This is a genomic window from Streptomyces sp. NPDC085524 (assembly GCF_044541755.1).
In the GTDB taxonomy this organism is placed as follows: Bacteria; Actinomycetota; Actinomycetes; order Streptomycetales; family Streptomycetaceae; genus Streptomyces.
This window is the reverse complement of record NZ_JBITTH010000021.1, coordinates 147,961-169,214: the sequence shown is the minus strand read 5'-3', so window position 1 is coordinate 169,214 and position 21,254 is coordinate 147,961. Positions and strand designations below refer to the sequence as shown.

The window sequence follows — 21,254 nt, the reverse complement described above, 5'->3', positions numbered from 1 at the left end:
GGCATATGCCAGCGGAGTAGCCACAGGCGAGGAGGCGCGATTGAGCCATCAATCTCCTCAACAGGCGCTCCACATGGGCCTCTTGATGGCTATCGTGGTAGAGCAAGCGGTAACAACCTGGTAGGGGGAAACCGTGGCGCTGAAGCCCGAGCCGACCGCGCCGTTCCACTCGGTGCAGTACGCACTGCGCGTACTCGAAACGATCGCACGGCACACCGGTGGTGTGACCGACGTGCAGATCGCGCGTGAGACCGGCCTGCCCGCAGTCCACCTCGCCCCGATGCTGCTCATGCTGCGCCGGGAGGGATACGTGCTGCAGGTGTCCGACGGCGCCTACGCCATAGGGGATTCCCTCGTCCTGCTCGGCTCCGGCGCCGACCGGCAGCAGGCGCTCACCGACAAGCTCCAGGACACCCTCGACCGGCTGCGGGATTCCGTCGGCGCCGCCGTCTACATCAGCCGTTACGTGGACGGCGAGGTCAGGATCACCCAGTTCGCGGACAGCCCGCGCACCCCCAAGGTGCACGAGTGGGTCGATTTCCGCTCCGCCGCGCACGCCAGCGCGGTGGGCAAGTGCCTGCTGACGCAGCTCGACCTGAACGGCCGCCGCGACCACCTGTCCCGGCACAAGATCGCCCGGCTCACGTCGAAGACGATCGTGAACGAGCGGATCCTCTTCTCCAAGCTCGACGCCCAGCCGGCCACCGTGCCGATGCTCGACCTCCAGGAGTACGCCGTGGGCACCGTCTGCGCGGCGGTCCCGATCACGGCGGGCGCCTCGGTGGGCTGCCTGGCCCTGTCGATGCCCGTGGAACACGCCCACCGGCTGCGCGCTGCGGCGGACACCCTGAACCGGAAGGCCGCACCGCTGCTGCTGTCGCTCACCCTGTGAGGCCGGTCGGACCGCGGCGAGCGCGGTGAGGGGCAGCTGCAGCGTTGAGGGGCGACGAGCGCGGAAAACACTTCGGGCGGTTCCCGGTGAACCGGGAACCGCCCGAAGTACAGGTGCGCCGCCAGGGACTCGAACCCCGGACCCGCTGATTAAGAGTCAGCTGCTCTAACCAACTGAGCTAGCGGCGCCTGACAAAGAAAATACTACCTGGTCCCAGGGGGTGCTCCAAACCATCACCCCCGCAGGTAGGCGAGGACGGCCAGCACCCGGCGGTGCGTGTCCTCCGCGGGCGGCAGGTCCAGCTTCCCCAGGATGTTCCCGATGTGCTTGCCCACGGCCGCCTCGGAGACCACCAGCTCCCGGGCCACGGCCCCGTTCGACTTCCCCTCCGCCACCAGCCCCAGCACCTCCCGCTCCCTCGGCGTCAGCGCCGCGAGCGGGTCGCGCCGCCGGCGCAGCAGCCGGCGTACGACCTCGGGGTCCACCACCGTGCCGCCGGCCGCCACGGTGGCCACCGCGTCGAGGAACTGCTCCACCTGCCCGATCCGGTCCTTGAGGAGGTAGCCGACGCCGCTGCCGTCGCCGGAGTCCAGCAGGTCGGCGGCGTACGAGCGCTGCACGTACTGGCTGAGCACCAGCACCGGCAGGCCCGGGCGGGCCGCCCGGAGCTCGACGGCGGCGCGCAGCCCCTCGTCGGTGAAGCCGGGCGGCATCCGTACATCGGTGACGACGACGTCCGGGTCGTGGGCGGCGACGGCGGCGCGCAGCTCGTCCGCGTTCCCGACGGCGGCGGCCACCTCGTGGCCGAAACGCGTCAGCAGGCCGACGAGTCCTTCGCGCAGCAGGACCCCGTCCTCGGCGAGGACGACCTTCAAGGCGTGCAAGGGATCTCCAGGCTCAGGACGGTCGGGCCGCCGGGCGGGCTGGTGATCGTCAGTGTGCCATCGAGGACCGCGATCCGGTCGGCGAGTCCGGTCAGCCCGGACCCGGCGCCCGGATCCGCCCCGCCGCGCCCGTCGTCCCGTACGTCGATCAGCAGCGCGGAGCCCGTGTGCCGGGCGGCGACGGCGGCGCGGGCGGCGCCGCTGTGCTTGCCGACGTTGGCGAGGGCCTCGCACACGCCGAAGTAGGCGGCGGCCTCCACGGACTCGGGGAGCCGGGGCAGGGCCGTGTCGATGTCGGTGTCGACGGGGACGGCCGACCGCTCGGCGACGTCTTCGAGGGCGCCGGGGAGCCCGTAGTCGGTGAGCACCTGGGGGTGGATGCCGTGGATCAGTTCGCGCAGCTCGGCGAGGACCTTGCCGGCCTCCTCGTGGGCCGCGGCGAGCTGGTCGGCGAGCGGGCCGGGAGGCGTGTCGAGGCGGGCGATGCCGAGGCTCATCGTGAGGGCGACGAGGCGCTGCTGGGCGCCGTCGTGGAGATCGCGCTCGATGCGGCGGCGCTCGGCCTCGAAGGCGTCGACGAGCCGGGCGCGGGAGCGGGTGACCTCGTCGAGGCGTCCCTCCAGCTCGTGCTCGCGGGGTGTGAGGAGGGCGCGCGTGAGGGCGGCGCGGGCGCCGGCGAAGGAGCCGAGCGGGAAGAGCAGCGCGGGAAGGAGCACGGCTCCGGCGGCGGCGGTGGCGAAGGCCTGGGGGTAGGTGGTGATCAGCCAGAGTTTCGCGATCCGGGCCTCGCCGTCGCCGAGGGCGAGCTGGAGGGGGGCGGTGAGCAGGGCGAGCGGGAGACCGAGGAAGAAGCCGAGGGCGCAGAGGTCCACCCACCAGAGCAGGAAGCCGTGCAGGAAGGCGTAGCCGAGCTCGCGCCAGGTGGCCTGTTCGCGGTAGCGCAGGCGCGCCCATGCGGCGAGCCCGGGCTCGGCGGGGGTGCGGTGGGGGCTGGGGGCGGGCTCGGTGTCGACGAGGCGGAGCCTGCGGCGCTCGACGGCGGCGGCGGGTATGCCGGCGAGGCCGAGCAGGGCGAGGAGGGGCAGCCCGACGAGCACGACGCCGAGGGCTGCGCCGGCGCCGGCCAGCAGGACCAGTGCGAGGAGCAGCGGGATGCCGGTCAGCGCACTGGCGGCGAGGTAGCCCGCGGAGCGCCAGGGCCAGGCGGAGCGGAGGTACCGGCGGCCGTGGGAAAGGGCCTGCCAGGTGCTGCGGGCGTCGTCCATGCGGCCCAAGCTAGCCGGGGGCGGCGGGTGGTCCCATGGCCCCAGGGGGCGTCCGGGAGGTACGCCTGGCCCTACCCCCGGGCCCCCGGCAGAGGCGGTCAGTGGTTCAGGAGGGGGGATCGGCCGTGGGCCTCGTACTGGGCCAGGAGGGTGGACAGGGCCGGGGCGTCGAGGGGGGCGTAGCCCCCGGTCGGGGTGCGGTGCCAGACCGGGTCCGGGGCGCAGCGGAAGCCCGCGCGGCGCAGGGAGACCCGGTGGACCTTGTTCGTCGCGGTGACCGGCATGTCGGGGACGATGCGCACGTAGCGCGGGGACATCTTCGTCCCCAGGTCCGGCTGCGCGGCCAGGAACGCCGTGAAGGCGTCGGGGTCGAAGCGGGCGCCCTCCCGGAGGGAGACCGCGGCCATCACCTGGTCCCCCGCGACCTCGTCCGGGACCGCGTACACGGCGACCGCCGCCGCGGCCGGCCAGCGGGCCAGGATGTTCTCGATCACCGCGGCGGCCAGGTTCTCGCTGTCGACGCGCAGGCGGTCGTCCGTGCGGCCCGCGAAGTAGAGGAAGCCCTCCGCGTCGCGGAAGAAGAGGTCGCCCGTCCAGTACCAGCCGTCCCGCGTACGGGCGGCCTCCGCGTCCGGGTTGCGCCAGTAGCCCTCGAACAGGCTGCGGCCCCGGTTGACCAGTTCCCCGATGGACGCGGAACCGTTGAGGAGGCGGCCCTCCGCGTCCAGTTCGGCCGGCGGGCATTCGCGGCCCGTCTCCGGGTCGATCACCGCGAGGTCGTCGCCCGCCCCCGCGCGGCCCAGCGCGCCCGGCGGGGTGTCGGGTGTCCGCTGGACGGAGGCGCCGCCCTCGGTGGCCCCGTAGCCCTCGACCAGCCGGACCCCGAACCGCTCGGCGAAGCGGGCCGCGTCCACCGCGCCGGCCTCGGTGCCGAAGCCGAGCCGGAGGCTGTGCGCACGGTCGTGCGGGGTGGGCGGGGTGGCGAGGAGGTACTGGATCGCGCGGCCCACGTACGTGAAGTAGGTGGCGCCGTAGGCCCGTACGTCGTCCAGGAAGGAGGAGGCGGAGAAGCGGCGGCGCAGGGCCACCGCCGCGCCGCCCACCAGCGCCGGGAGCCAGTCCGCGATCACCGCGTTGCCGTGGAAGAGCGGCATGCAGACGTAGTGGACGTCGTCCTCGCCGACCGAGAAGCTCCGGGCCAGTGAGGCCCCGGCACCCGCCAGCCGGCCCTGGGTGCAGACGGCCGCCTTGGGGGCGCCGGTGGATCCGGAGGTGAAGTAGAGGAGGAGGCGGGTGGCCGGCCCCGGCGCGGACAGCACCGCGTCGCCGGGCTTGGCGGCCGCGTAGGGGGCGAGGAGGGCTGCGTACTCCTCGGTGTCGGTGATCAGGAGCCGTACGCCGGGCAGGTCGAGGCCGCGCAGGAGCGGCAGGTGGGCCCGCTCGGTGACGAGGATCCGGCACTCGGTGTGCAGGATGTCGCGGGCCAGCTCGGGGCCGCGCCGGGTGGGGTTGATCCCGGCGACGGCGGCCCCCGCGAGGGCCGCCGCGCCGAGCCAGAACGGGAACTCCGGGGTGTTGTCGAGCAGCACCCCGATGTGGGGCTCGGCCCCCGGGGGCATGAGGTCGACGAGGAGCGCGGCGCGCGCGGCGGCTTCCTGGGCGGTCCGGTGGTGGGTCAGGACGCGCCGCTCGGCGTCGGCGTCCTCGTACATCAGCCCGGGCCGGTGATCACCCCATTGGCGCGCCGTGAGCTCCGCGACGGTTTCCGGTGCAGTCGTCGTCCGCATGCCGCCGGAGGGTAGCTGACGTAGCGTCAGAATTGAACGTCGGAGCAGGCGTAGAAGGCCATCGGGGTGTCGTTGACGGTCCAGACGGCCAGGATCAGGTGGCGGCCGGTCTTGCCGGTGGGCATGTTGCCCTGGTGGACGGTGGTCATGGCGGGCCGGGCGCCGTTGTAGGCGACGGTGAGGAAGGGCTGGGGTTCGAGGTCGGCCCGGGTGAGGGCCTTGGTACCGGTCCAGCCATTCTTGGTGATGTAGTACTTGAAGTCGGTGGTGGAGTGGTTGGCGGTGAACTGCCACCGGAAGCCGTAGCTCTGCCCGTTGGTCACGGCCGTGGTGGGCCAGGCGCCGCCGCGCGGGTCGTCGAGTTCCGCGAACTGCGAGAGGCCCGCGGAACATATCTTGCCGTCGGCGGGGCCGGCCGCCGGGAAGCCCTTGTAGCCCTCCACGCTCTGCGGCTCCCACTGGATGGCTCCGCAGTTGGAGACGGTCTTGTTGGCGCAGAGCTTCTGGCGGCTGATCGGGGTGTCGGTGTAGCCGTGGCTGCTGGCGGTGGGGGCGCTGAGGAGGGTGATCCCGGCGACGAGGCCGAGACCGAGCGCGGCGGCGCCGGCCGCCCGCCCGGGCATGCGGAAGGGACGCATGATGCTGATGCTCCTTGAACGTGGGGGGAGGTTCGGTGAGAGCGTGCGCACGCGTGGGGATTGCTCTTCAGGTCTAGACCAAGTTCCAGGTTATTGACGGGAGTTGGCCATGTCCAGACCAATGGGAGAACGGGTGGTCCGGTCGGTTCCGGCCACCCGTTCTCGTCTTCCTCTCCGTGGTGTGGGAGTGGTGCGCGGTGCTACTCCGCCCGGCCCGTGTAGAAGGCGACCGTGAGGTCCTTCACCAGCGCCTTGCGCTCGTAGTCGTCCAGCTCGACCAGTCCGCGGGAGGTCAGCCGGTGGACGGTGTCGTCGACGGCGTCCACCACCGAGGTCAGCACGGTGTCCCGGTGCTTCGCGTCGATCGCGGCCACCCGGCGGCGGCGCATCGCCTCCGCGACCTCGGGGGCGTACTCGATCCTGGTGGGCTGCGCCGAGTAGACCTCGATCCCGACGGCCTCGGTCTCGGCCGCCAGCATCCGGGTCAGCGCGTCACCGACGGCCTCGGCGTCGCGCAGGGTCGGCGCGTCCTCGTGGAAGGCGTCGGCGGGCAGTTGGGACAGGACGCGGGCCATGGCCGATTCGACCTGCTCGGCCAGGTAGTCGACGTGGTCCTCGACGGCCAGGGTGGCCCGGGCCGTGTCCTTGACCTGCCACACGACTTGGACGACCACCTGGAGGGCGAGGCCGCCGGAGTCCACGGCGGGCATGGGGTCGCTGCGCCAGTGGCGCAGCCGTACGTCGACCCGGCGGCGCAGGAGGAGCGGGCTGATCCAGGTCAGGCCGGTACGCCGGACCGTGCCGCGGTAGCGGCCGAAGAGGGTGAGCACCCAGGCGTGGCCGGTACGGGCGCGGCCGAGGCCGCCGAGGGCGAGGAGCGCGACGACGCCGAGGAAGGCGAGCGGGGGCCAGTGCTGCGCGCGCAGGCCCTGGTAGGCGCGGGGCGTCCCGCCGAAGGCGGCCACGAGGGAGGCGGGTAGGATCCCGGCCCGCCAGAGCACGGCGGTGCAGCCGGAGAGGGCGAGCCCGCCGACGAGCACGCCGACCCAGCCGGGCAGCACCGGCCCGCGGTGCTCCCGGAGCCGGTCGTCCCCGCGGGGGACGCGGCGGCCGGGGGTGGGCTTGGGGGCGGGCCGGGGGGTGCTCTTGCGCGTGGGGGCTGCGGCCTGCTGCGGGGCGGGGGGCGACGTGGGGGACGGGGCGGGCTTGGGCTCGCCGAGGAACGGGAGGTGTACCGGGACCTCGGTGGCGGCCGTGCCGCGGGCCGCGGGGCGGAGGCGGGGGATGTCCTGGGTGTCGTCCTCGCCCTCGCCCTTCTTCCGTTCCGCCTCCCCCGGCTCGGCGCGCAGTCCGCGTGCCACCGCCTGGGCGACGATCTCGGCCACGCCGGGGCCGGGGATGCCCGAGGGTTCGTGGGGGTGCGGGATCTCGGGCTCGGGGCCGGGGTGGCTCCGCAGGCGGAGGGTGGGCTGGGGGGTGGGTTCGGGTGCGTGCGCGTGTTCTGCCACAGGGGGCTCGGGGTCCGCGGCCTCTCGGGGGGCGGCCACGTGCGGGGTGGGGGCCTGCGGCGCTGCCCCCCTGCCCGCCTCTTCCCACAACCGGGGCTCCGCCCCGGACCCGGACCCGTCGCCGGCGCCCTGCTCCGGCCCCTCGCGGGGCGGGGCCACGACCAGTACGGCCGGCAGCCCGGCGGCCCGTACCGGGACCGGGCACACCTCCGGCTCCGCGGCCCAGGACGGGGCGGGGCGCTCCCCCGGCTCCGCGGCCCAGGACGGGGACGGGTGGGCCTCCGGCTGCGCGGCCATGGTGAACGCCGCTGCCGCGACCAGCGGGGCGGCGGGGTCCGCGGCCTCTCGGGGGGCGGCCACGAGGGGGGCGGGGGCCTGCGGCGCTGCTCCCCTGCCCGCCCCTTCCCACAACCGGGGCTCCGCCCCGGACCCCGGGTGCGCGTGCGCCGCCGGGACGGCGGGCCCGGCCGAGGGCTGGTACGGCTCCGGACCGGAGGCTGCTGTCGGCGCCGGGGTGGCAGCAGCCCCGGCCTGGTGGGGGGCCGGCTTGGCCGGAGCGGTGGTGAGTCGGAGGGTGCCCGTGGTCGTGGTGGTGCGGGTGGGGTACATGCTTGCCTCCGTCATGCGAACAGTCGGCGCCAGGTTTCCGGGCCCGGATAGCCGTCGGCCGCCGCTCCGCGCCAGCCCTGCGCGCGCTGGAACGCCTCGACGGCACGGCGGTCGGCCTCGCTCCAGCGCGGGCCCGGGCCGGTCCGGTAGTACTTGCCGAAGCCCTTCTGCACCAGCCGGCGGCCCAGCGCGGTGATGGCCTCGTGGGAGGAGCCCGGGCGGAACACGGACGCCCCGGGGTAGGCCCGTACGCCGCCCGGGCCCGGCGCGCCGCCCGTCGTCGGCGGGATGTCCTTGCCCTGGCGGTCGACCAGCAGCCGCCAGGTGTGCGCGCCCGGGAACCCGTCCGCCTCCGCTCCCGTCCAGCCCTGGGCGAGTTGGAAGGCCTGCGTGGCCAGCCGGTCGGCGTCGGTCCACGCCTTGCCCGGGCCCTGCGGGTAGAAGCGCAGGCCGCCCCGGTCGATCAGCATCCGGCCGAGCCGGGCGATGTGCTCGTTGCTCTGCCCGGGGCCGAACTTCCCGGCGCCCGGGAACGCCGCGGAGGCCTCGGGCGGCGCGCCGGGGGTGTCGATCCCGCCGACGACCCCGTTGTACCGGTACGGGATGTACTTCGCCGCGTTGTTCCAGTACCCGTACGGCGTCGCCAGCTTCCGCGTCGTCGGGCGCGTCTGCTCGTAGGCGATGTAGTGCGTGCGGGTCTCGTCCACCCACCCGCCGAAGAGGGTGACGTGCGAGCCCTTGTTGGGGTCCGCCGGGTTGTGGAAGAGCAGCATGTCCCCCGGCAGCAGCTCCTCCTTCGTGATGCGGGTGGCGAACCTGTCCAGGCTGCCGGTCCATTCGTTCGAGCCCAGGTTCCAGACCATGGAGACGAACCCCGAGCAGTCCTGCCGGTAGCCGTCCGTCCAGTAGTCGGACATGCTGTACGGGACCTTCGCGTCCAGCCACAGCTTCGCCCGGTTGACGATCGTCGCCCGGTCCAGCCGCTTCAGCGCGGTGGCCGGCGCCCCCGGGGCTCCGGGCTTCCCGGCCGGGCCGCCCTTAGGGCCGTGCAGCGGGGACCGGCCGCCCTGGGGGGTGCCCGGGTCGTCCTTCGCCACCGGTCCCGGAGCCGGGGTGGTCACCGCGACCGCGGCCGAGCCGCCACCGCCGAGGACCACTCCCGCCGCGGTCGCCAGGACCAGCGCGCGCCGCGCCCCGCGCGCCGCGGGATGTCCCCCGTCCCGCAGCGGTATGGCCCGCGCGCGGGCCAGTGCCCGGCGATGGTCCGCGCATCCCCGGCAGGGGCAGTCGCCCGCGGGCTCGTACTCCCTGAAAGCGGGCATCGGCATCTGTGCGGGCGTCGGCGCCGACGGCGGCGTCGGCGCCGGCTCATGCATCGGAGGCTGCATCGTCATGCGGTTCCGTCCACTCCCCTGCTCGTCCACTGGTCGACCGGACCGCGTCTGGCGGGGCATCAGATGCGGTACGGCCAGACATATCGTGCACGATAAACCCCCCAAACATGGGTTAATCGGACAAGGCGGGCGTGGCTGGTCACGAGCACCCGCAGAGGTGGGGTAGAGTTTTCCCTGTCAGCAAGCGCCGCTAGCTCAGTTGGTTAGAGCAGCTGACTCTTAATCAGCGGGTCCGGGGTTCGAGTCCCTGGCGGCGCACAGACGGAGGAAGCCCCTCGCAGTGAGAACTGCGAGGGGCTTCTTCGTCTTCCGTCGCGCGCGCCGCTACGCCGCCGTGCCCGGGCGGACTCCCGCGCCCGTCAGGTACGCGGAGACCACCACGTTGGCCGTGTACTCCTTGGCCTCCTTGTCGTACGACCCTCCGCAGGTCACCAGCCGCAGCTCCGCCCGGCCCGCGACCCGCTGCCCGTACGCCTTGTGCGGGTCGAAGCCCGCGCGCTCGTAGACCCGTACGTCCTCGATGGTGAACTCGGCGACGGACCCGTCCGCCCGCGCCACCCGCACCTTGTCGCCCGGCTGCGCCGAGCTCAGGCCGTAGAACACCGCGGGCTTCGCGCGGGTGTCGACGTGCCCCACCATCAGCGCGGTTCCCGCCGCGCCCGGCTGCACGCCCTTGCCCCACCAGCCCACCGTGCCCGGGCTGTCGTACGGGGGCGGCTCGATCGCGCCGTCCTTGTCCAGGTCCCGGGGGATCACCGGGGCCTGGATGCCTATGGAGGGCACGTCGACCCGCTGCGGCAGGGCCCCCGCGAGCGGGGCGCGCGCGGCCGGCAGCCCGGGGCCGACCGCCCCTCCGGCCTGGCCGGCGAGCGGGGCCGGGACCCCGGTGATCTGGCGGCCCCACAGCCACAGCCCGAGGACCAGCACGGACCAGGCCGCGAAGGTCAGCAGCCGCCCGCCGGGGGAACCCTTGGCCTCCCCGCTCATTCGCCGCTGCGTCGGCGGCGCAGGGTCAGCGCCCGGCCCGCCACCGCCAGGGTGGCCACGGCGGCGAGGACCGCGCCGATCACGGTGTGCGGCAGGCCCGGCCCGCCACCGCCGTGGTCCTTCTTGGCCGCCGCGGCCAGCTCGGCGCCGCCGGCCTTCTGCGGCTGCTGCTTGGCGACCTCGGCCGCCATCCCGCCGCCGCCCGCGTGGACCGGCCAGACCGGCGAGGCGTGGTGGCTCGGGTGGTGGCCGATCTCGATGGAGCCGGTGACCTTGTCGTGGCCGTCGCAGGTCACCCGGACGGCGTGCCAGCCGGGCGAGGCGTGCGACGCGATCCGGCCGGACCCGTAGAGCGGGCTGCGGCCGCCGTCGCGCCCGTACAGGTCGACGTCGTCCACGAAGACGGAGGACTTCGCCGAGCCCCGGGTGCCCTCGCAGCCGTGGACGCGCAGCTTGACCTCCGCTCCGGGGTGGGCCGGGTTCGGCTCGACCGAGATGCTGCCACCCCGGTCGCGGCGGTCGCCGTGGTCCTCCTCGCCCGCCAGGGCGGTGGGCGCGGCCACCGTGGTGAGCGCCGTCAGGGCGACGGCCACTCCGGTGGCACGGAGAGCGATCAGAACACTGCGCATGGTGAACCTCCTCGTCAAGGAGATTCACGCGCGGCGCGCCGCTCCGCATCCGGAGCGGCGCCGTACGTGTCAGCCCTGTCAGCCGTACGCCTCAAACACGGTTCGCCCCCATGGCCGAACGCGCCGGGCCGGCCGGGTCAGACGAGGTCGACGAGGTCCGCGATCGAGTCGACCGTCTTCGTAGGGCGGTACGGGAACTGCTCGGTGTCCGCCACCGAGGTCAGGCCGGTGAGCACGAGGAAGGTCTGCATGCCCGCCTCCAGTCCGGCCAGGACGTCGGTGTCCATGCGGTCGCCGATCATCGCGCTGGTCTCCGAGTGCGCGCCGATGGCGTTCAGGCCGGTCCGCATCATCAGCGGGTTGGGCTTGCCGGCGAAGTACGGCTTCTTGCCGGTCGCTTTGGTGATCAGCGCGGCGACGGCGCCGGTGGCGGGGAGCGGACCCTCGGTGGAGGGGCCGGTCTCGTCGGGGTTGGTGCAGATGAAGCGGGCGCCCGCGTTGATCAGGCGGACCGCCTTCGTCATCGCCTCGAAGCTGTACGTCCGGGTCTCGCCGAGGACGACGTAGTCGGGCTCGTGGTCCGTGAGGACGTAGCCGATGTCGTGGAGGGCGGTGGTCAGACCGGCCTCGCCGATGACGTACGCCGTGCCGCCCGGGCGCTGGTCGTCGAGGAACTTCGCCGTGGCCAGGGCCGAGGTCCAGATGTTCTCGACGGGGACGTGCAGGCCCATCCGGGACAGCCGGGCCTGGAGGTCGCGCGGCGTGTAGATGGAGTTGTTGGTCAGCACCAGGAAGGGCTTGCCGGATTCGCGCAGCCGCTTGATGAAGGCATCGGCGCCGGGGATCGGGGTGCCCTCGTGGATCAGGACCCCGTCCATGTCGGTGAGCCAGGATTCGATCGGCTTGCGCTCTGCCACTGGACTGTTCTCCGCTCTGGTGGCTCTGACCTGTGGTCTGTACCACCACCCTAGCGGGAGCGGGCCGCGGACGACGACGGCGTCCACGGCCCGGACACGCGGGCGGAGAGTGCCTAGCCGAGGCGGACGTCGTCGACGGTCCAGTACCAGTTGTTGCTGCCCGCGTAGCGGAAGCGGACCTGGACGTCGGTGGCGCCGGCCGGGACCTGGAGGGCGATCGACTCCGACTTGGCGACGGCGTCGGCGGTGTAGCTCTTGACGACCGCCGGCGCGCCGCCGTTGTACGAGACGAGGACCTGGGCGGTCTGCCCGGCCTCCTGGCGGTAGTGCGTCTGGAAGGTCAGGTTGCGCGTGGTGCCCCCGGTGACCGCCCACTTGGGGGTGATCAGGGTGGAGTCGTAGCTGCCGGTGTGGCTCTTGTCGTCCCACTCGTCGGAGTCGGCGACGGCGAAGACGTCACGGGAGCGGACGTTCAGCTCGCGCCACTGGTCGCGCTGCGCCTGGCTCCAGAACTCGTCGGTCGCGAAGGCCCAGCCGGCCCACTCGGTGACACCGCCCGTGCCCATCTTGGAGTTGTCGACCGCCCAGCCCGCGGGCGGGGTGTGCGTGAAGCCCTTGGTGCCCGCCGGGATGCCCGTCTCGTCCACGCGCGCCTGGAGGTCGGGGCGCAGGGTGTCGAAGGGGTCGTCGTCCGGGGAGTCCAGCGGGACGCCGTCCAGCCCGGTGGTGGGGACGCCGACCTGCTGGAGCGCGGTCGCGGCCACGTCCACCAGCTTGACGTCGCTGCGGACCGAACCGGCCGGGATGCCCGCGCCCTTGGCTATGACGAAGGTGCCGCGCTCCTGGAGGGAGGAGCCGCCGTGGCCGCCCGCGTCGGTGTGCCCGTGGTCGGTGGTGACCAGGATCTTCCAGTTCTCCTGGCCGTAGGTGGGCCGGTTCTGGACGGCGGTGAGGACCTGGCCGATGAGCACGTCGACGCGGGCGATGGTGTCGAGGTACTGCTGGCTGGCGGCGCCGTAGGCGTGTCCGGCGTGGTCGATCTCGCCGAGGTAGACGAAGGCGGCGTCCGGGTTCTGGTCGCGCAGTTCGGCGGCGGCAGCGGCGGCGATCTTCGGGTCCTCGCTGCCGTAACCGTCGCGGTCGCCCTTGAGGTTCAGGCGCTTGTCGACCTTGGCGGAGAAGACCGGGCCGTTCTGGTCGGTGGAGGTGATGGGCTCCCAGTCGGCGGCCGCGTACGTGTTGAGCGCCGGCTTGGCGTTCTCCATGCGGGTCAGGAAGTCCGGGTAGGCCGTGTAGTTCTTGCCGGTGAAGGAGTTGTCCTTCACGCCGTGCTTGTCGGGCCACACGCCGGTGGCGATGGTGGACCAGCCGGGGCCCGAGGAGGTGGCGGCCATCGGGTTCGCGTACAGGGTGCTCTTGGCGGTCATGCCCTGGGCCATCAGGCCCTGCAGGTTCGGGGCGTTGGCGGCCTTGACGCGGTCGAGGACCGTGCCGTCGATGCCGATGACGAGGACCTTGTCGGTGGTGCCGGCCGCGCCGGCGGCGGTGGCGTCGGCGGTGTGCACGCCGAGGGCGGTGGCGAGCAGGGCCGTGGCGGTGGCGGCCACGGCGAGCGTGCGGGTGCGGGTGCGTCCGGGCAGGACAGTGGACACGTACTCCTCCTGGGAGCAAGTGAGCGGCGGAAGGTGCGGGACCTTGCGGGGGCGTGCGTACGGGCCCGGACCGGAGGGTGCGGCTTCGGTCCAGACCCGTTACGCAAGCGTCACCCTCCCGGTCGCGGGTGACCGGGAAGTGACCGGTCAGCTTCCGGTCGCCGACTTCCACGCGTCGACGTAGGCGGAGAGGTTCTTGTCGATGTCGGCCCAGTCCGGCTCGAAGACCTCGACACCCGTCATGATCTTGGTGAGTTCGACGGCGTTCGCGTCGGTCGGCTTGACGTCGGTGCGCGCCGGGAAGCCGCCGCCGACCTCGCTGACCAGCTTCTGGGCGTCCTCGCCGAGGAGGAAGTCGAGGAACTTCTTGCCGTTCTCGGTGTGCGGGGCCTTGGCGACCAGGCCGGCTGCGTAGGGCAGGGCGAAGGTGGTCGGCTTGCCGCCGTCCTTCGCCGGGAACCAGATGCCCAGGTTCGGCATGGACTTGGACTGCGCGTAGTTCATCTGGACGTCGCCGTTGGCGACGAGCAGCTCGCCCTTGTCGGTCTTCGGAGCGAGCTTGCTGGTGGAGGAGGACGGGCCGACGTTGTTGGCCTGGAGCTTCTTCAGGTACTCGTTCGCCGGCTCCTTGCCGCCGAAGTCGTGCATCGCCTTGATGAGCACGGCGGTGCCGTCGCCCGCGACGCCCGGGGTGGAGTACTGGAGCTTGCCCTTGTACTTGGCGTCCAGCAGCTCCTCCCAGGTCTTGGGGGCCTGCGGCAGCTCCTTCTTGTTGTAGACGAAGCCGAAGTAGTTGTTGACGACCGAGGTCCACTTGCCGTCGGCGGCCTTGTCCGCGCCGTTGACCTTGTCGGAGCCCTGGGGCTTGTAGGACTGCAGCAGGCCCTTGCCGTCGGCCTGCTGGATGAAGGGCGGCAGGGTGACGATGACGTCGGCCTGGGTGTTGGTCCTCTCGCGGGCGGCGCGCGCCACGAGCTCGCCGGAGCCGCCCTCGACGAGCTTGACCTCGATGCCGGTCTTCTTGGTGAAGTCGGCGAAGACCTTGTCGTACCAGCCGTCGCCCTTCTCGCCCTTGAGGCCGTCGGCGCTGTAGACGGTGACGACCTTCTCGCCGCCGTCCCTGCCGGAGCCGGCGCTGGAGGGGCCGCCGCAGGCGGTGAGGGAGACGGCGAGGGCGAGGCTGCCGGTGAGGGCGGAGGCGGTGCGGAGCAGGAGCTTGCTGGGCATGGAACTTCCTTACGGGGAAAGGGAGTCAGCGGGGATTCGGCAGGGGACCGAGCGAGGGGGTGGCGTGCAGGGGGTCCTGCGGCGGTCAGCCGGTGGCCGGCCGGCCGGTCGGCGGTCAGCGGTACGAGGCCTTGGTGCGGATCCGGGAGACCGCGAGCAGGACGATCAGGGTGGTGGCCATCAGGACCACGGCGACGGCGGAGCCGCTGTGGAGCGAACCGCGGTCGGTGGCCGTGAAGATGCGGACCGGAAGGGGCATCCAGTCCGGCGGGTAGAGCATCATCGTGGCGCTCAGCTCACCCATGGACAGGGCGAAGCAGAGCCCCGCGGCCGCCGTGAGGGACGGCAGCAGGAGCGGGAGCCTGACCCGCCACAACACGTACGAGGGGCGGGCGCCCAGGGAGGCCGCCGCCTGCTCGTAGGCCGGGTCGAGACGGACGATGGCGGCCGAGACCGACTGGTGGGCGAAGGCCGTGACGAGAACGGTGTGCGCCAGGACGACGATGGAGCCGGTGCCGTTGAGCAGTACCGGGGGCCGGCTGAAGGCGACGAGCACGGCGAGGCCGACGACCACGGACGGCACGGCGACGGGCAGCATGAACAGCGCGTCCAGCAGGCGCTTCCCGCGCTTCTCCAGTGCGGCCCCGGCCAGTGCGGCCCAGGTGCCGACGGTGAGTGCGAGCACGCTCGCGGCCACGGCGGTGACCAGGCTGGTGGTCAGGGCCTGGAGGGATTCGCCCTGTACGGCGGAGGCGTAGTTCGCCGCGGTCGCACCGGAGGGGAAGGCCCCGGACCAGCGGGTGGCGAAGGAGGCCGCGACCACGACGAGCAGGGGCAGGGCGAAGAGGGGCAGGAAGAGGAGGGCGAACAGGCCCCAGGCGGCCCAGCGGCCGGTCCTGCTATGCACCAGCACGCTTGCTCACCACCCGGTAGAGGCCGAACAGGCCGACGGAGATCGCGATGTTGACGACGGCGACCACGCAGGCGGCCGGGTAGTCGGATTCGAGGATGGCCTTGCCGTAGATCAGCATCGGGAGGGTGGTGACGTCCTTGGCTCCGGTGAACAGGACGATCCCGAACTCGTTGAGGCACATGACCAGGACGAGGCTGCCGCCGGCGGCGAGCGCCGGGAGGGCCTCGGGGAGGATCACCCTCCGGATGATCCGGGCGGGGCGGGCGCCGAGGCTCGAGGCGACCTCGAGCTGGGCGCCGTCCAGCTGGGAGAAGGCGGCGAGCAGCGGGCGCATCACGAAGGGCGTGAAGTAGGTGATCTCCGCGAGGAGGACGCCCCAGGGGGTGGTGAGGAAGCGGAACGGCCCTTCGGCAGCGCCGGTGAGGTCGGTCCAGACCCCGTTCGCCATGCCGACGGTGCCGTAGATGAAGAGCAGCGCGAGGGTGATGAGGAAGGAGGGGAAGGAGAGGAAGACGTCGATGAACCTGGCGACGCCGCGGGCGCCGGGGAAGGGCACGAAGGCGATGATCAGCGCGAGCGTGAACCCGAGGAGCAGGCAGCCCGCGGTGGCCCCGACGGCGAGCCAGACGGTGGTTCCGAGCGCCTCGCGGAAGGAGGCGGAGGCGAAGACGGAGCCGTACGCGTCGAAGGCCCCGCCCCCGTTCGCCGGGGTGAACGACTGCTGGACCACCAGCGCGAGCGGGTACAGGAACACGAGCGCGAGCACGACGACGGGCGGCACGGCCCATACGCTGCGCGGCAGCCGGGTCCCCTGCGGGGTGGCTCGCCGGGTCTGCTGCCGGGCTTCGCGCGGGGTGGTGCGGCAGCTCGGCTCCGCCGCACCCACCGGCTCGGAGGCCCGCCCTTCCGGCCCCGCCGGTGATCGCCGCGCGGGGTCCGGGATGTCCGGCCCCTCCGGCGTTCGAGGCGCGGGGTACGGGATCTCCAGCCCCTCCGGCGTTCGAGGCGCGGGGTACGGGATCTCCAGCCCCTCCGGCGTTCGAGGAGCGGGGTGCGGGGCGGAGCCCCGGGGCTTTGCGGAGGGGGCCTGGGGCTGGGCGGCGGCGGGCGCCGCTCGGCGCGTCGGCTCAGCCATCGGACACCCCTGCGGCCAGCAGCACGGCATCGCGCGGTTCGAAGTGGAGCGTGACCCGGTCCCCCAGCGCCGGAGTCTCCCGCAGTTCGGGGAGGTCCGCCTTGACCCGGTGGCCGTCGACGTCCACGTACAGCCGGTGCGTGGAGCCCCGCCACTGGACCTCGGCGATCGTGCCGCTCAGCGCGTTCGGGCCGGCGCCGAGGCCGAGCAGGTGCGGCCGTACGCACAGGGTGGCCGTGGAGCCCGGCAGGGCCCGGCCCCGGTCGAGGGCCAGGGACCGCCCGGCGAACACCGCGCCGCCCTCCGCGACGGTGACCGGCAGCAGGTTCGCGTTGCCGACGAACGACGCCGTGAACTCGGTGCGCGGGGCCCGGTACAGCTCCTGCGGGGTCCCGCAGTCCTGGAGCCGGGCCCTGTCCATGACCGCGATCCGGTCGGCCAGGGTGAGCGCCTCCACCTGGTCGTGCGTGACGTACAGGATGGACACCTCGGGCAACTCGCGGTGCAGCCGGGCCAGTTCCGTGAGCATCCCGGAGCGCAGCTGCGCGTCGAGGGCGGAGAGGGGCTCGTCCAGGAGGAGGACCCCGGGGCGGATGGCCAGCGCCCGCGCGATGGCGACGCGCTGCTGCTGCCCGCCGGACAGCTCGCGGGGGTGCCGTTCGGCGTAGGCCGCCATGCCCGTGAGCTCCAGGGCCTCGGCGACCCGCCCGGGGATCTCCGCCTTCGGCGCCTTCTGCGCCTTGAGGCCGAAGGCGACGTTCTCCTCGACGCGCATGTGCGGGAAGAGCGCGTACTGCTGGACGACCATGCCGATGCCCCGCTTGTGCGGCGGGAGCGCGGTGACGTCCTGCCCGCCGATCAGCACCCGGCCCGCGACGGGCCGGACGAATCCGGCGACCGCGCGCAGCGCCGTGGTCTTGCCCGAGCCGGAGGGGCCGAGGAGGGCCATCACCTCGCCGGGCTCGACGGTGAGGTCGAGGGTGTCCAGTACGGTGTTGCCGCCGTACGCGACGCTGACCCCGTCGAAACGTATGCCGCTCACGCCGACTCCGCCAGCAGCGCGGGGAGTTCGGCGACGGAGCCGAGTACGTGGGTCGCGCCGTGGCGGGTCAGGGCGGCCCGATCGTGGGCTCCGGTGAGGACGCCGGCGACGGTGCCCGCGCCGGCCCGGGTGCCGCTGAGCATGTCGTAGGCGGTGTCGCCGGCCGTCACGATCCCGCGTACGTCGTCCACGGCGCCGGTGCGCAGGAAGGCGGCCAGCACCATGTCCGGGTACGGGCGGCCGCGGCCGCCCGCGTCGGCCGGGCACAGGGTCAGGTCGGCGAGGCCCTGCCAGCCGAGCGCGTCGAGGATGGCGTCCTGGGTGACGCGGGCGAAGCCGGTGGTGAGGACCACGGTGCGGCCCTCGGCGCGGAGCTGCTCGATCGCGGCGCGGGCGCCGGGGATCTCGGAGATCAGGCCGGCGTCGACGAGTTCCCCGTAGGCCTGCTCGAAGGCGGAGTTGGCGCGCCGTGCGAGTTCCTCCGTACCGAAGAGGTGGCGGAAGACGGAGATCTTGGACTCGCCCATGGTGTCGCGGACGTACTGGAGCTTGGCGGCGTGGTCGGCGCTGCCGGGCTCGACTCCGAGGTGTCCGGCGGCCCGCTCGAAGGCGCGCTCGACGAGGCCGCCGTCGGCGACGGTGGTGCCGGCCATGTCGAGGACGACGAGCCTGCTGTTGTGTTCGATGGTCATGCGGCTCACCAGCCCAGTTCGTTCGCGGTGGTCTCGGCGATGGCGGGCGAGCAGGTCATCCCGCGGCCGCCGGGCCCGGTCACCAGCCAGACGCCGTCGGCCACCTGCCGGCGGTGGACGACGCGGGTGGTGTCGGTGCACTGCGCGTACACGCCCGCCCAGCGGCGCCGGACCTTCGGCAGCGGGCGGCCCAGGAAGGACTCGACGACTCCGGCGAGGTGCTCGTACGGGTCCTCGAGGGTGTCGAACGCGAAGGGGTGCTCGTACTCGTGGGTGTCCCCGATGGTCAGCCCGCCGTCGAGGCGCTGGACCATCAGCAGCTGCATCTTGTGCTCTGCTGCGACCGGCGCCTGCGCCTGCCCGGCGTTGAGCGCGTCGAGGGCTTCGCTCCGGTAGGCGGGGTAGTAGCGGAAGCTGTCGGCGTCCGCGACGGAGGTGGTCAGCGGCTCGCCGAGCGGGGCGGTCTGCATCATCTGGAGCCGGACGCGGCGCACGGGCAGTTCGGGGACCAGTTCGCGGACCAGGCCGGACAGCCAGGCGCCGGTGGCGAGGACGACCGCGTCGCCGCGGTGGACGTCGCCGTGGTCGTCGCGGACGGCGCTCGTACCGACGACCTCGCGGACCTCGCGCCCGGGGAGGAAGGTGTAGCGGCCGGTGGCCGTCAGCGCGGCCCGCAGGTGCGGCTGCGCGGTGCGCGGCTCGACGGCCGCGTCCCGCTCGCACCACAGGGCGGCGTCGAACGCGCCGCGCAGGGCCGGGTTGATCTGCCGGGCCTCCTCGGCGGTGACCAGCTCGTAGCCGCGGGCCGCGGCGTCGGGGCGGGCGAGTGCCGCCTCGGCGACGGCGTACTCGCGCTCGCCGCGGACGGGAGTGAGGGAGCCGATGGCGCGGAAGCCCAGGCCGGGCACCTCCGCGCCGATGCGCTCCCAGAGCTCGCGGGCCCGCAGGGCGGTGTCGAGCTCCTCGCCCCCGGCCCGCCCGCTGACCCAGATCTGGCCGAAATTGCGCAGTGATGCGCCGCGGGCCTCGGCCTCTCGCTCGATCTGGACGACCTCGTGGCCGCGTTGGACTGCTTGCCAGGCGTGCATGGTGCCGACCACGCCGCCTCCGACGACTATGACTCTCACGCCGACCAAAGTGGGCGCGCCCCGTGGCCGAGGAGGATCCGAAGGGCAACGCGGCGGTGAACAGCCCCCCAAGCTTGGCCTAGACCCGTTATCTTTCAGTGACCTTCCTACGCCCCATGCCACCCCTTATGGGCGGTTTCCTGCCGGACTATTCGGGGCGCAGACGGGTCGTGAAGCTGAACCGGTCGCCACGGTAGAGCGAACGCACCCGCTCGAGCGGCAGGCCGTCCGTATCCCGCGAGAAGCGGTGGATGAGCAGCATCGGGAGGGCGGGCGGGGTGCCGATCAGCAGGGCTTCGCGGGGGGTCGCGAGGACCGTCTCCAGCTTCTCGTCGGCGTCGCCGAAGGTGATCCCGAGGCTGTCGCGCAGGTAGCCGTAGAAGGAGGAGTCGGGCTGGAAATCGCTGTCCAGGCGGGGTGCGCGGGCCACCCGGATGTAGGTGCTCTCCAGGCCGACGCGCTCGTCGTCGGCGAGCAGCACGCGCTCCAGGTGCCAGACGGGCTCACCGGCTTCGGCGCCGATGCCCGGGGTGAGGTCGGGCGGGCAGGGGAACTGTTCCAGGCCGATGAGGTGACGGCCCGGGCGCCGCCCCTGGCGCCGTACGCCCTCGGTGTAGCTCGCCAGCGACAGCGGCTGCTCCAGCTTCGGCCCGGCGACGACGGTCCCGCGCCCGGAGCGGCGCAGCCGGCCCTCGAGCAGCAGCTCGCGCAGCGCCTGCCGGACGGTCTCGCGGGACACCTCGTACCGCTCGGCGAGATCACGCTCGGTGGGCAGCAGGCCGCCCTCGCCGAGCTCGTCGAGCAGACCGGAGATCCGGGCCTTGACGGCGTAGTACTTGGGGATGCGGCCGTGCTCGGGGATGCCGGAGCGCACGGGTGAGCCGGGGCGGTGCGGCGGGTTCTGTTCTTCCACGGTGGGACTCTATGCGGGAGCGATGTCCCGGCTGAGGTACGGGGGTTCGGGGGGGCGGCCTGCCACTTCACCGGGTGGGGGTTCGGGGGGCGGCCTGCCACTTCACCGGGTGGGGGTGCGCAGGCGCAGCCGCCGGGCCCCGAGTACGAGCCCGCCGCCGACGGCGAGGGCGACGACGGCGCCCGCCCCGTACACCGAGACGGCGTCGCGGTCGCGGTCGCCGGTGTGGGCGAGGGAGCCGGCCGCACCGGGGTCGCTGTCGCCGTCACCGTCGCCGTCGGCGTCCGGGCCCTCGACGGAGAAGCGGTATCCGCCCGCCTCCCCGACCCAGTCGCCGTCGTCCCCCTTGCGCTGGACGAGGGCGGCGTCGGCGACGACCTCGCCGTTGGGGGCGTCCGGCGCGAAGGCGAGGGAGACCTTGACGGTCAGGGTCCCGCCGGCGCCGACGGTGAACCCGGGGAACGCGTCGCCGCCGTCGAACACCGCGATGATCTCGTCGCGGTCGGTCCGCTCCAGGCTGACCGGGAAGGGGCCGCCGGGCGCGTCGAAGTCCATGCGCAGGTGCGCGGGGCGCAGGGCGCGGGCCTTGTCCGTGAAGACGATGACGGGGTGGATGGCCGTGCACTCGGAGTTGGTGGTGTTCGTCAGGTCCAGGTACCAGCTCTGGGGCCCGCCACCGGTCCGGTACACGGCCGGCCCGCCGCGGATCCGCGCCCCGATGGGGAACGCGGCGCTCTTCCCGTCCCCGCAGGTGGCAAGCGCCCGCGAGGGCAGCGCGGGCGCGGGGCGGGCGCCGCCGCCGGTGCCGATGTCCGCGAGGGCGGTGGATCCGGTGGATGCGGTGGCGGCCAGGGTGGCACACAGGACGGCGGTGAGGGCCAGGGCTTTGCGCAGTCGCCGCATGGAAGACCCTCACTGCTCGCCGGACGGGACGTTGGTCGGACCAGCTGACAATCACCCCGGCCCAGCCCGCACCCTGCCACGTGCCCCCCCCCCCATCCCACCACCACGCCTACCCGCCCCCGGTTTACGCCCGGATAGCC

Annotated in this window: 19 protein-coding genes and 2 tRNA genes; 2 read left to right on the top strand and 19 right to left on the bottom strand. The window is 73.4% G+C overall.

What is annotated here, in order from left to right; translation table 11 throughout:
- Window positions 1–133: 133 nt before the first annotated feature.
- Entirely contained in the window at window positions 134–892 is a 759-nt protein-coding gene (locus tag ACIGFK_RS29130; RefSeq protein ID WP_376655656.1) for an IclR family transcriptional regulator, read from the top strand.
- 114 nt (window positions 893–1,006) lie between these two features.
- Here the strand turns inward: ACIGFK_RS29130 and ACIGFK_RS29125 are convergent.
- The 7 genes from ACIGFK_RS29125 to ACIGFK_RS29095 all read right to left on the bottom strand — a co-directional run bounded on the left by ACIGFK_RS29125 (window position 1,007) and on the right by ACIGFK_RS29095 (window position 8,911).
- Window positions 1,007–1,080: transfer RNA gene (locus ACIGFK_RS29125), tRNA-Lys, on the bottom strand.
- Window positions 1,081–1,125: 45 nt separating this feature from the next.
- Window positions 1,126–1,776, bottom strand: coding sequence for a response regulator (locus ACIGFK_RS29120; protein ID WP_400054193.1), 651 nt, complete (start codon window positions 1,774–1,776; stop codon window positions 1,126–1,128).
- Window positions 1,764–3,041, bottom strand: coding sequence for a sensor histidine kinase (locus ACIGFK_RS29115; protein ID WP_400054191.1), 1,278 nt, complete (start codon window positions 3,039–3,041; stop codon window positions 1,764–1,766). The genes ACIGFK_RS29120 and ACIGFK_RS29115 overlap by 13 nt, the downstream gene beginning before the upstream one ends.
- 98 nt (window positions 3,042–3,139) lie before the next feature.
- Window positions 3,140–4,828 carry an AMP-binding protein gene (locus tag ACIGFK_RS29110; protein WP_400054189.1) on the bottom strand — a complete coding sequence of 563 codons (1,689 nt, stop codon included), beginning with the start codon at window positions 4,826–4,828 and terminating at the stop codon, window positions 3,140–3,142.
- A 26-nt stretch (window positions 4,829–4,854) separates the two neighbouring features.
- Window positions 4,855–5,466 (bottom strand): lytic polysaccharide monooxygenase, encoded by a 612-nt coding sequence (locus ACIGFK_RS29105; RefSeq protein WP_376655652.1) that lies wholly within the window; start codon window positions 5,464–5,466, stop codon window positions 4,855–4,857.
- Window positions 5,467–5,666: 200 nt separating this feature from the next.
- The gene (locus ACIGFK_RS29100; protein ID WP_400054187.1) at window positions 5,667–7,583 is read right to left on the bottom strand and encodes an SPFH domain-containing protein; all 1,917 of its coding nucleotides are present in this window, start codon (window positions 7,581–7,583) and stop codon (window positions 5,667–5,669) included.
- 11 nt (window positions 7,584–7,594) lie between these two features.
- Window positions 7,595–8,911 (bottom strand): peptidoglycan-binding protein, encoded by a 1,317-nt coding sequence (locus tag ACIGFK_RS29095; protein WP_376655650.1) that lies wholly within the window; start codon window positions 8,909–8,911, stop codon window positions 7,595–7,597.
- 250 nt (window positions 8,912–9,161) lie between these two features.
- Here ACIGFK_RS29095 and ACIGFK_RS29090 point away from each other — a divergent pair.
- Window positions 9,162–9,235: transfer RNA gene (locus ACIGFK_RS29090), tRNA-Lys, on the top strand.
- Window positions 9,236–9,301: 66 nt separating this feature from the next.
- Here the strand turns inward: ACIGFK_RS29090 and ACIGFK_RS29085 are convergent.
- The 12 genes from ACIGFK_RS29085 to ACIGFK_RS29030 all read right to left on the bottom strand — a co-directional run bounded on the left by ACIGFK_RS29085 (window position 9,302) and on the right by ACIGFK_RS29030 (window position 21,114).
- Window positions 9,302–9,964, bottom strand: coding sequence for a class F sortase (locus tag ACIGFK_RS29085; RefSeq protein WP_376655649.1), 663 nt, complete (start codon window positions 9,962–9,964; stop codon window positions 9,302–9,304).
- Window positions 9,961–10,593 (bottom strand): hypothetical protein, encoded by a 633-nt coding sequence (locus tag ACIGFK_RS29080; protein ID WP_400054184.1) that lies wholly within the window; start codon window positions 10,591–10,593, stop codon window positions 9,961–9,963. Before ACIGFK_RS29080 ends, ACIGFK_RS29085 begins: the two co-directional genes overlap by 4 nt.
- A 137-nt stretch (window positions 10,594–10,730) precedes the next feature.
- On the bottom strand, window positions 10,731–11,510 hold the full coding sequence (locus tag ACIGFK_RS29075) for an HAD-IIA family hydrolase (RefSeq protein ID WP_376655647.1): 780 nt from the start codon (window positions 11,508–11,510) through the stop codon (window positions 10,731–10,733).
- Window positions 11,511–11,623: 113 nt separating this feature from the next.
- On the bottom strand, window positions 11,624–13,162 hold the full coding sequence (locus ACIGFK_RS29070) for an alkaline phosphatase family protein (protein WP_400054182.1): 1,539 nt from the start codon (window positions 13,160–13,162) through the stop codon (window positions 11,624–11,626).
- Window positions 13,163–13,309: 147 nt separating this feature from the next.
- Window positions 13,310–14,389, bottom strand: a complete 1,080-nt coding sequence (locus tag ACIGFK_RS29065) for a 2-aminoethylphosphonate ABC transporter substrate-binding protein (RefSeq protein ID WP_386467831.1) — start codon at window positions 14,387–14,389, stop codon at window positions 13,310–13,312.
- Between the two features lie 115 nt (window positions 14,390–14,504).
- Window positions 14,505–15,302, bottom strand: a complete 798-nt coding sequence (locus ACIGFK_RS29060; RefSeq protein WP_386467829.1) for an ABC transporter permease — start codon at window positions 15,300–15,302, stop codon at window positions 14,505–14,507.
- A complete protein-coding gene (locus ACIGFK_RS29055) occupies window positions 15,289–16,188 on the bottom strand; it encodes a 2-aminoethylphosphonate ABC transporter permease subunit (protein WP_386467862.1) in 900 nt (299 codons plus the stop codon). Before ACIGFK_RS29055 ends, ACIGFK_RS29060 begins: the two co-directional genes overlap by 14 nt.
- 241 nt (window positions 16,189–16,429) lie before the next feature.
- Entirely contained in the window at window positions 16,430–17,479 is a 1,050-nt protein-coding gene (locus ACIGFK_RS29050) for an ABC transporter ATP-binding protein (protein ID WP_400054179.1), read from the bottom strand.
- Window positions 17,476–18,171, bottom strand: coding sequence for a phosphonatase-like hydrolase (locus tag ACIGFK_RS29045; protein ID WP_400054177.1), 696 nt, complete (start codon window positions 18,169–18,171; stop codon window positions 17,476–17,478). The genes ACIGFK_RS29050 and ACIGFK_RS29045 overlap by 4 nt, the downstream gene beginning before the upstream one ends.
- A 5-nt stretch (window positions 18,172–18,176) precedes the next feature.
- Window positions 18,177–19,298: a TIGR03364 family FAD-dependent oxidoreductase gene (locus ACIGFK_RS29040; RefSeq protein ID WP_400054175.1), complete on the bottom strand. Its 1,122-nt coding sequence runs from the start codon at window positions 19,296–19,298 to the stop codon at window positions 18,177–18,179.
- Window positions 19,299–19,446: 148 nt separating this feature from the next.
- Window positions 19,447–20,211 (bottom strand): GntR family transcriptional regulator, encoded by a 765-nt coding sequence (locus ACIGFK_RS29035; protein WP_376655640.1) that lies wholly within the window; start codon window positions 20,209–20,211, stop codon window positions 19,447–19,449.
- A 102-nt stretch (window positions 20,212–20,313) separates the two neighbouring features.
- The gene (locus ACIGFK_RS29030; protein WP_386467823.1) at window positions 20,314–21,114 is read right to left on the bottom strand and encodes a hypothetical protein; all 801 of its coding nucleotides are present in this window, start codon (window positions 21,112–21,114) and stop codon (window positions 20,314–20,316) included.
- Window positions 21,115–21,254: the final 140 nt, after the last annotated feature.

Bases quoted from the DNA above. Each gene is read 5' to 3' on its own strand.
- ACIGFK_RS29115 (WP_400054191.1), bottom strand. From the start codon at position 3,041: ATGGACGACGCCCGCAGCACCTGGCAGGCCCTTTCCCACGGCCGCCGG.
- ACIGFK_RS29110 (WP_400054189.1), bottom strand. From the start codon at position 4,828: ATGCGGACGACGACTGCACCGGAAACCGTCGCGGAGCTCACGGCGCGC.
- ACIGFK_RS29105 (WP_376655652.1), bottom strand. From the start codon at position 5,466: ATGCGTCCCTTCCGCATGCCCGGGCGGGCGGCCGGCGCCGCCGCGCTC.
- ACIGFK_RS29100 (WP_400054187.1), bottom strand. From the start codon at position 7,583: ATGTACCCCACCCGCACCACCACGACCACGGGCACCCTCCGACTCACC.
- ACIGFK_RS29095 (WP_376655650.1), bottom strand. From the start codon at position 8,911: ATGCCGATGCCCGCTTTCAGGGAGTACGAGCCCGCGGGCGACTGCCCC.
- ACIGFK_RS29085 (WP_376655649.1), bottom strand. From the start codon at position 9,964: ATGAGCGGGGAGGCCAAGGGTTCCCCCGGCGGGCGGCTGCTGACCTTC.
- ACIGFK_RS29080 (WP_400054184.1), bottom strand. From the start codon at position 10,593: ATGCGCAGTGTTCTGATCGCTCTCCGTGCCACCGGAGTGGCCGTCGCC.
- ACIGFK_RS29065 (WP_386467831.1), bottom strand. From the start codon at position 14,389: ATGCCCAGCAAGCTCCTGCTCCGCACCGCCTCCGCCCTCACCGGCAGC.
- ACIGFK_RS29045 (WP_400054177.1), bottom strand. From the start codon at position 18,171: ATGACCATCGAACACAACAGCAGGCTCGTCGTCCTCGACATGGCCGGC.
- ACIGFK_RS29030 (WP_386467823.1), bottom strand. From the start codon at position 21,114: ATGCGGCGACTGCGCAAAGCCCTGGCCCTCACCGCCGTCCTGTGTGCC.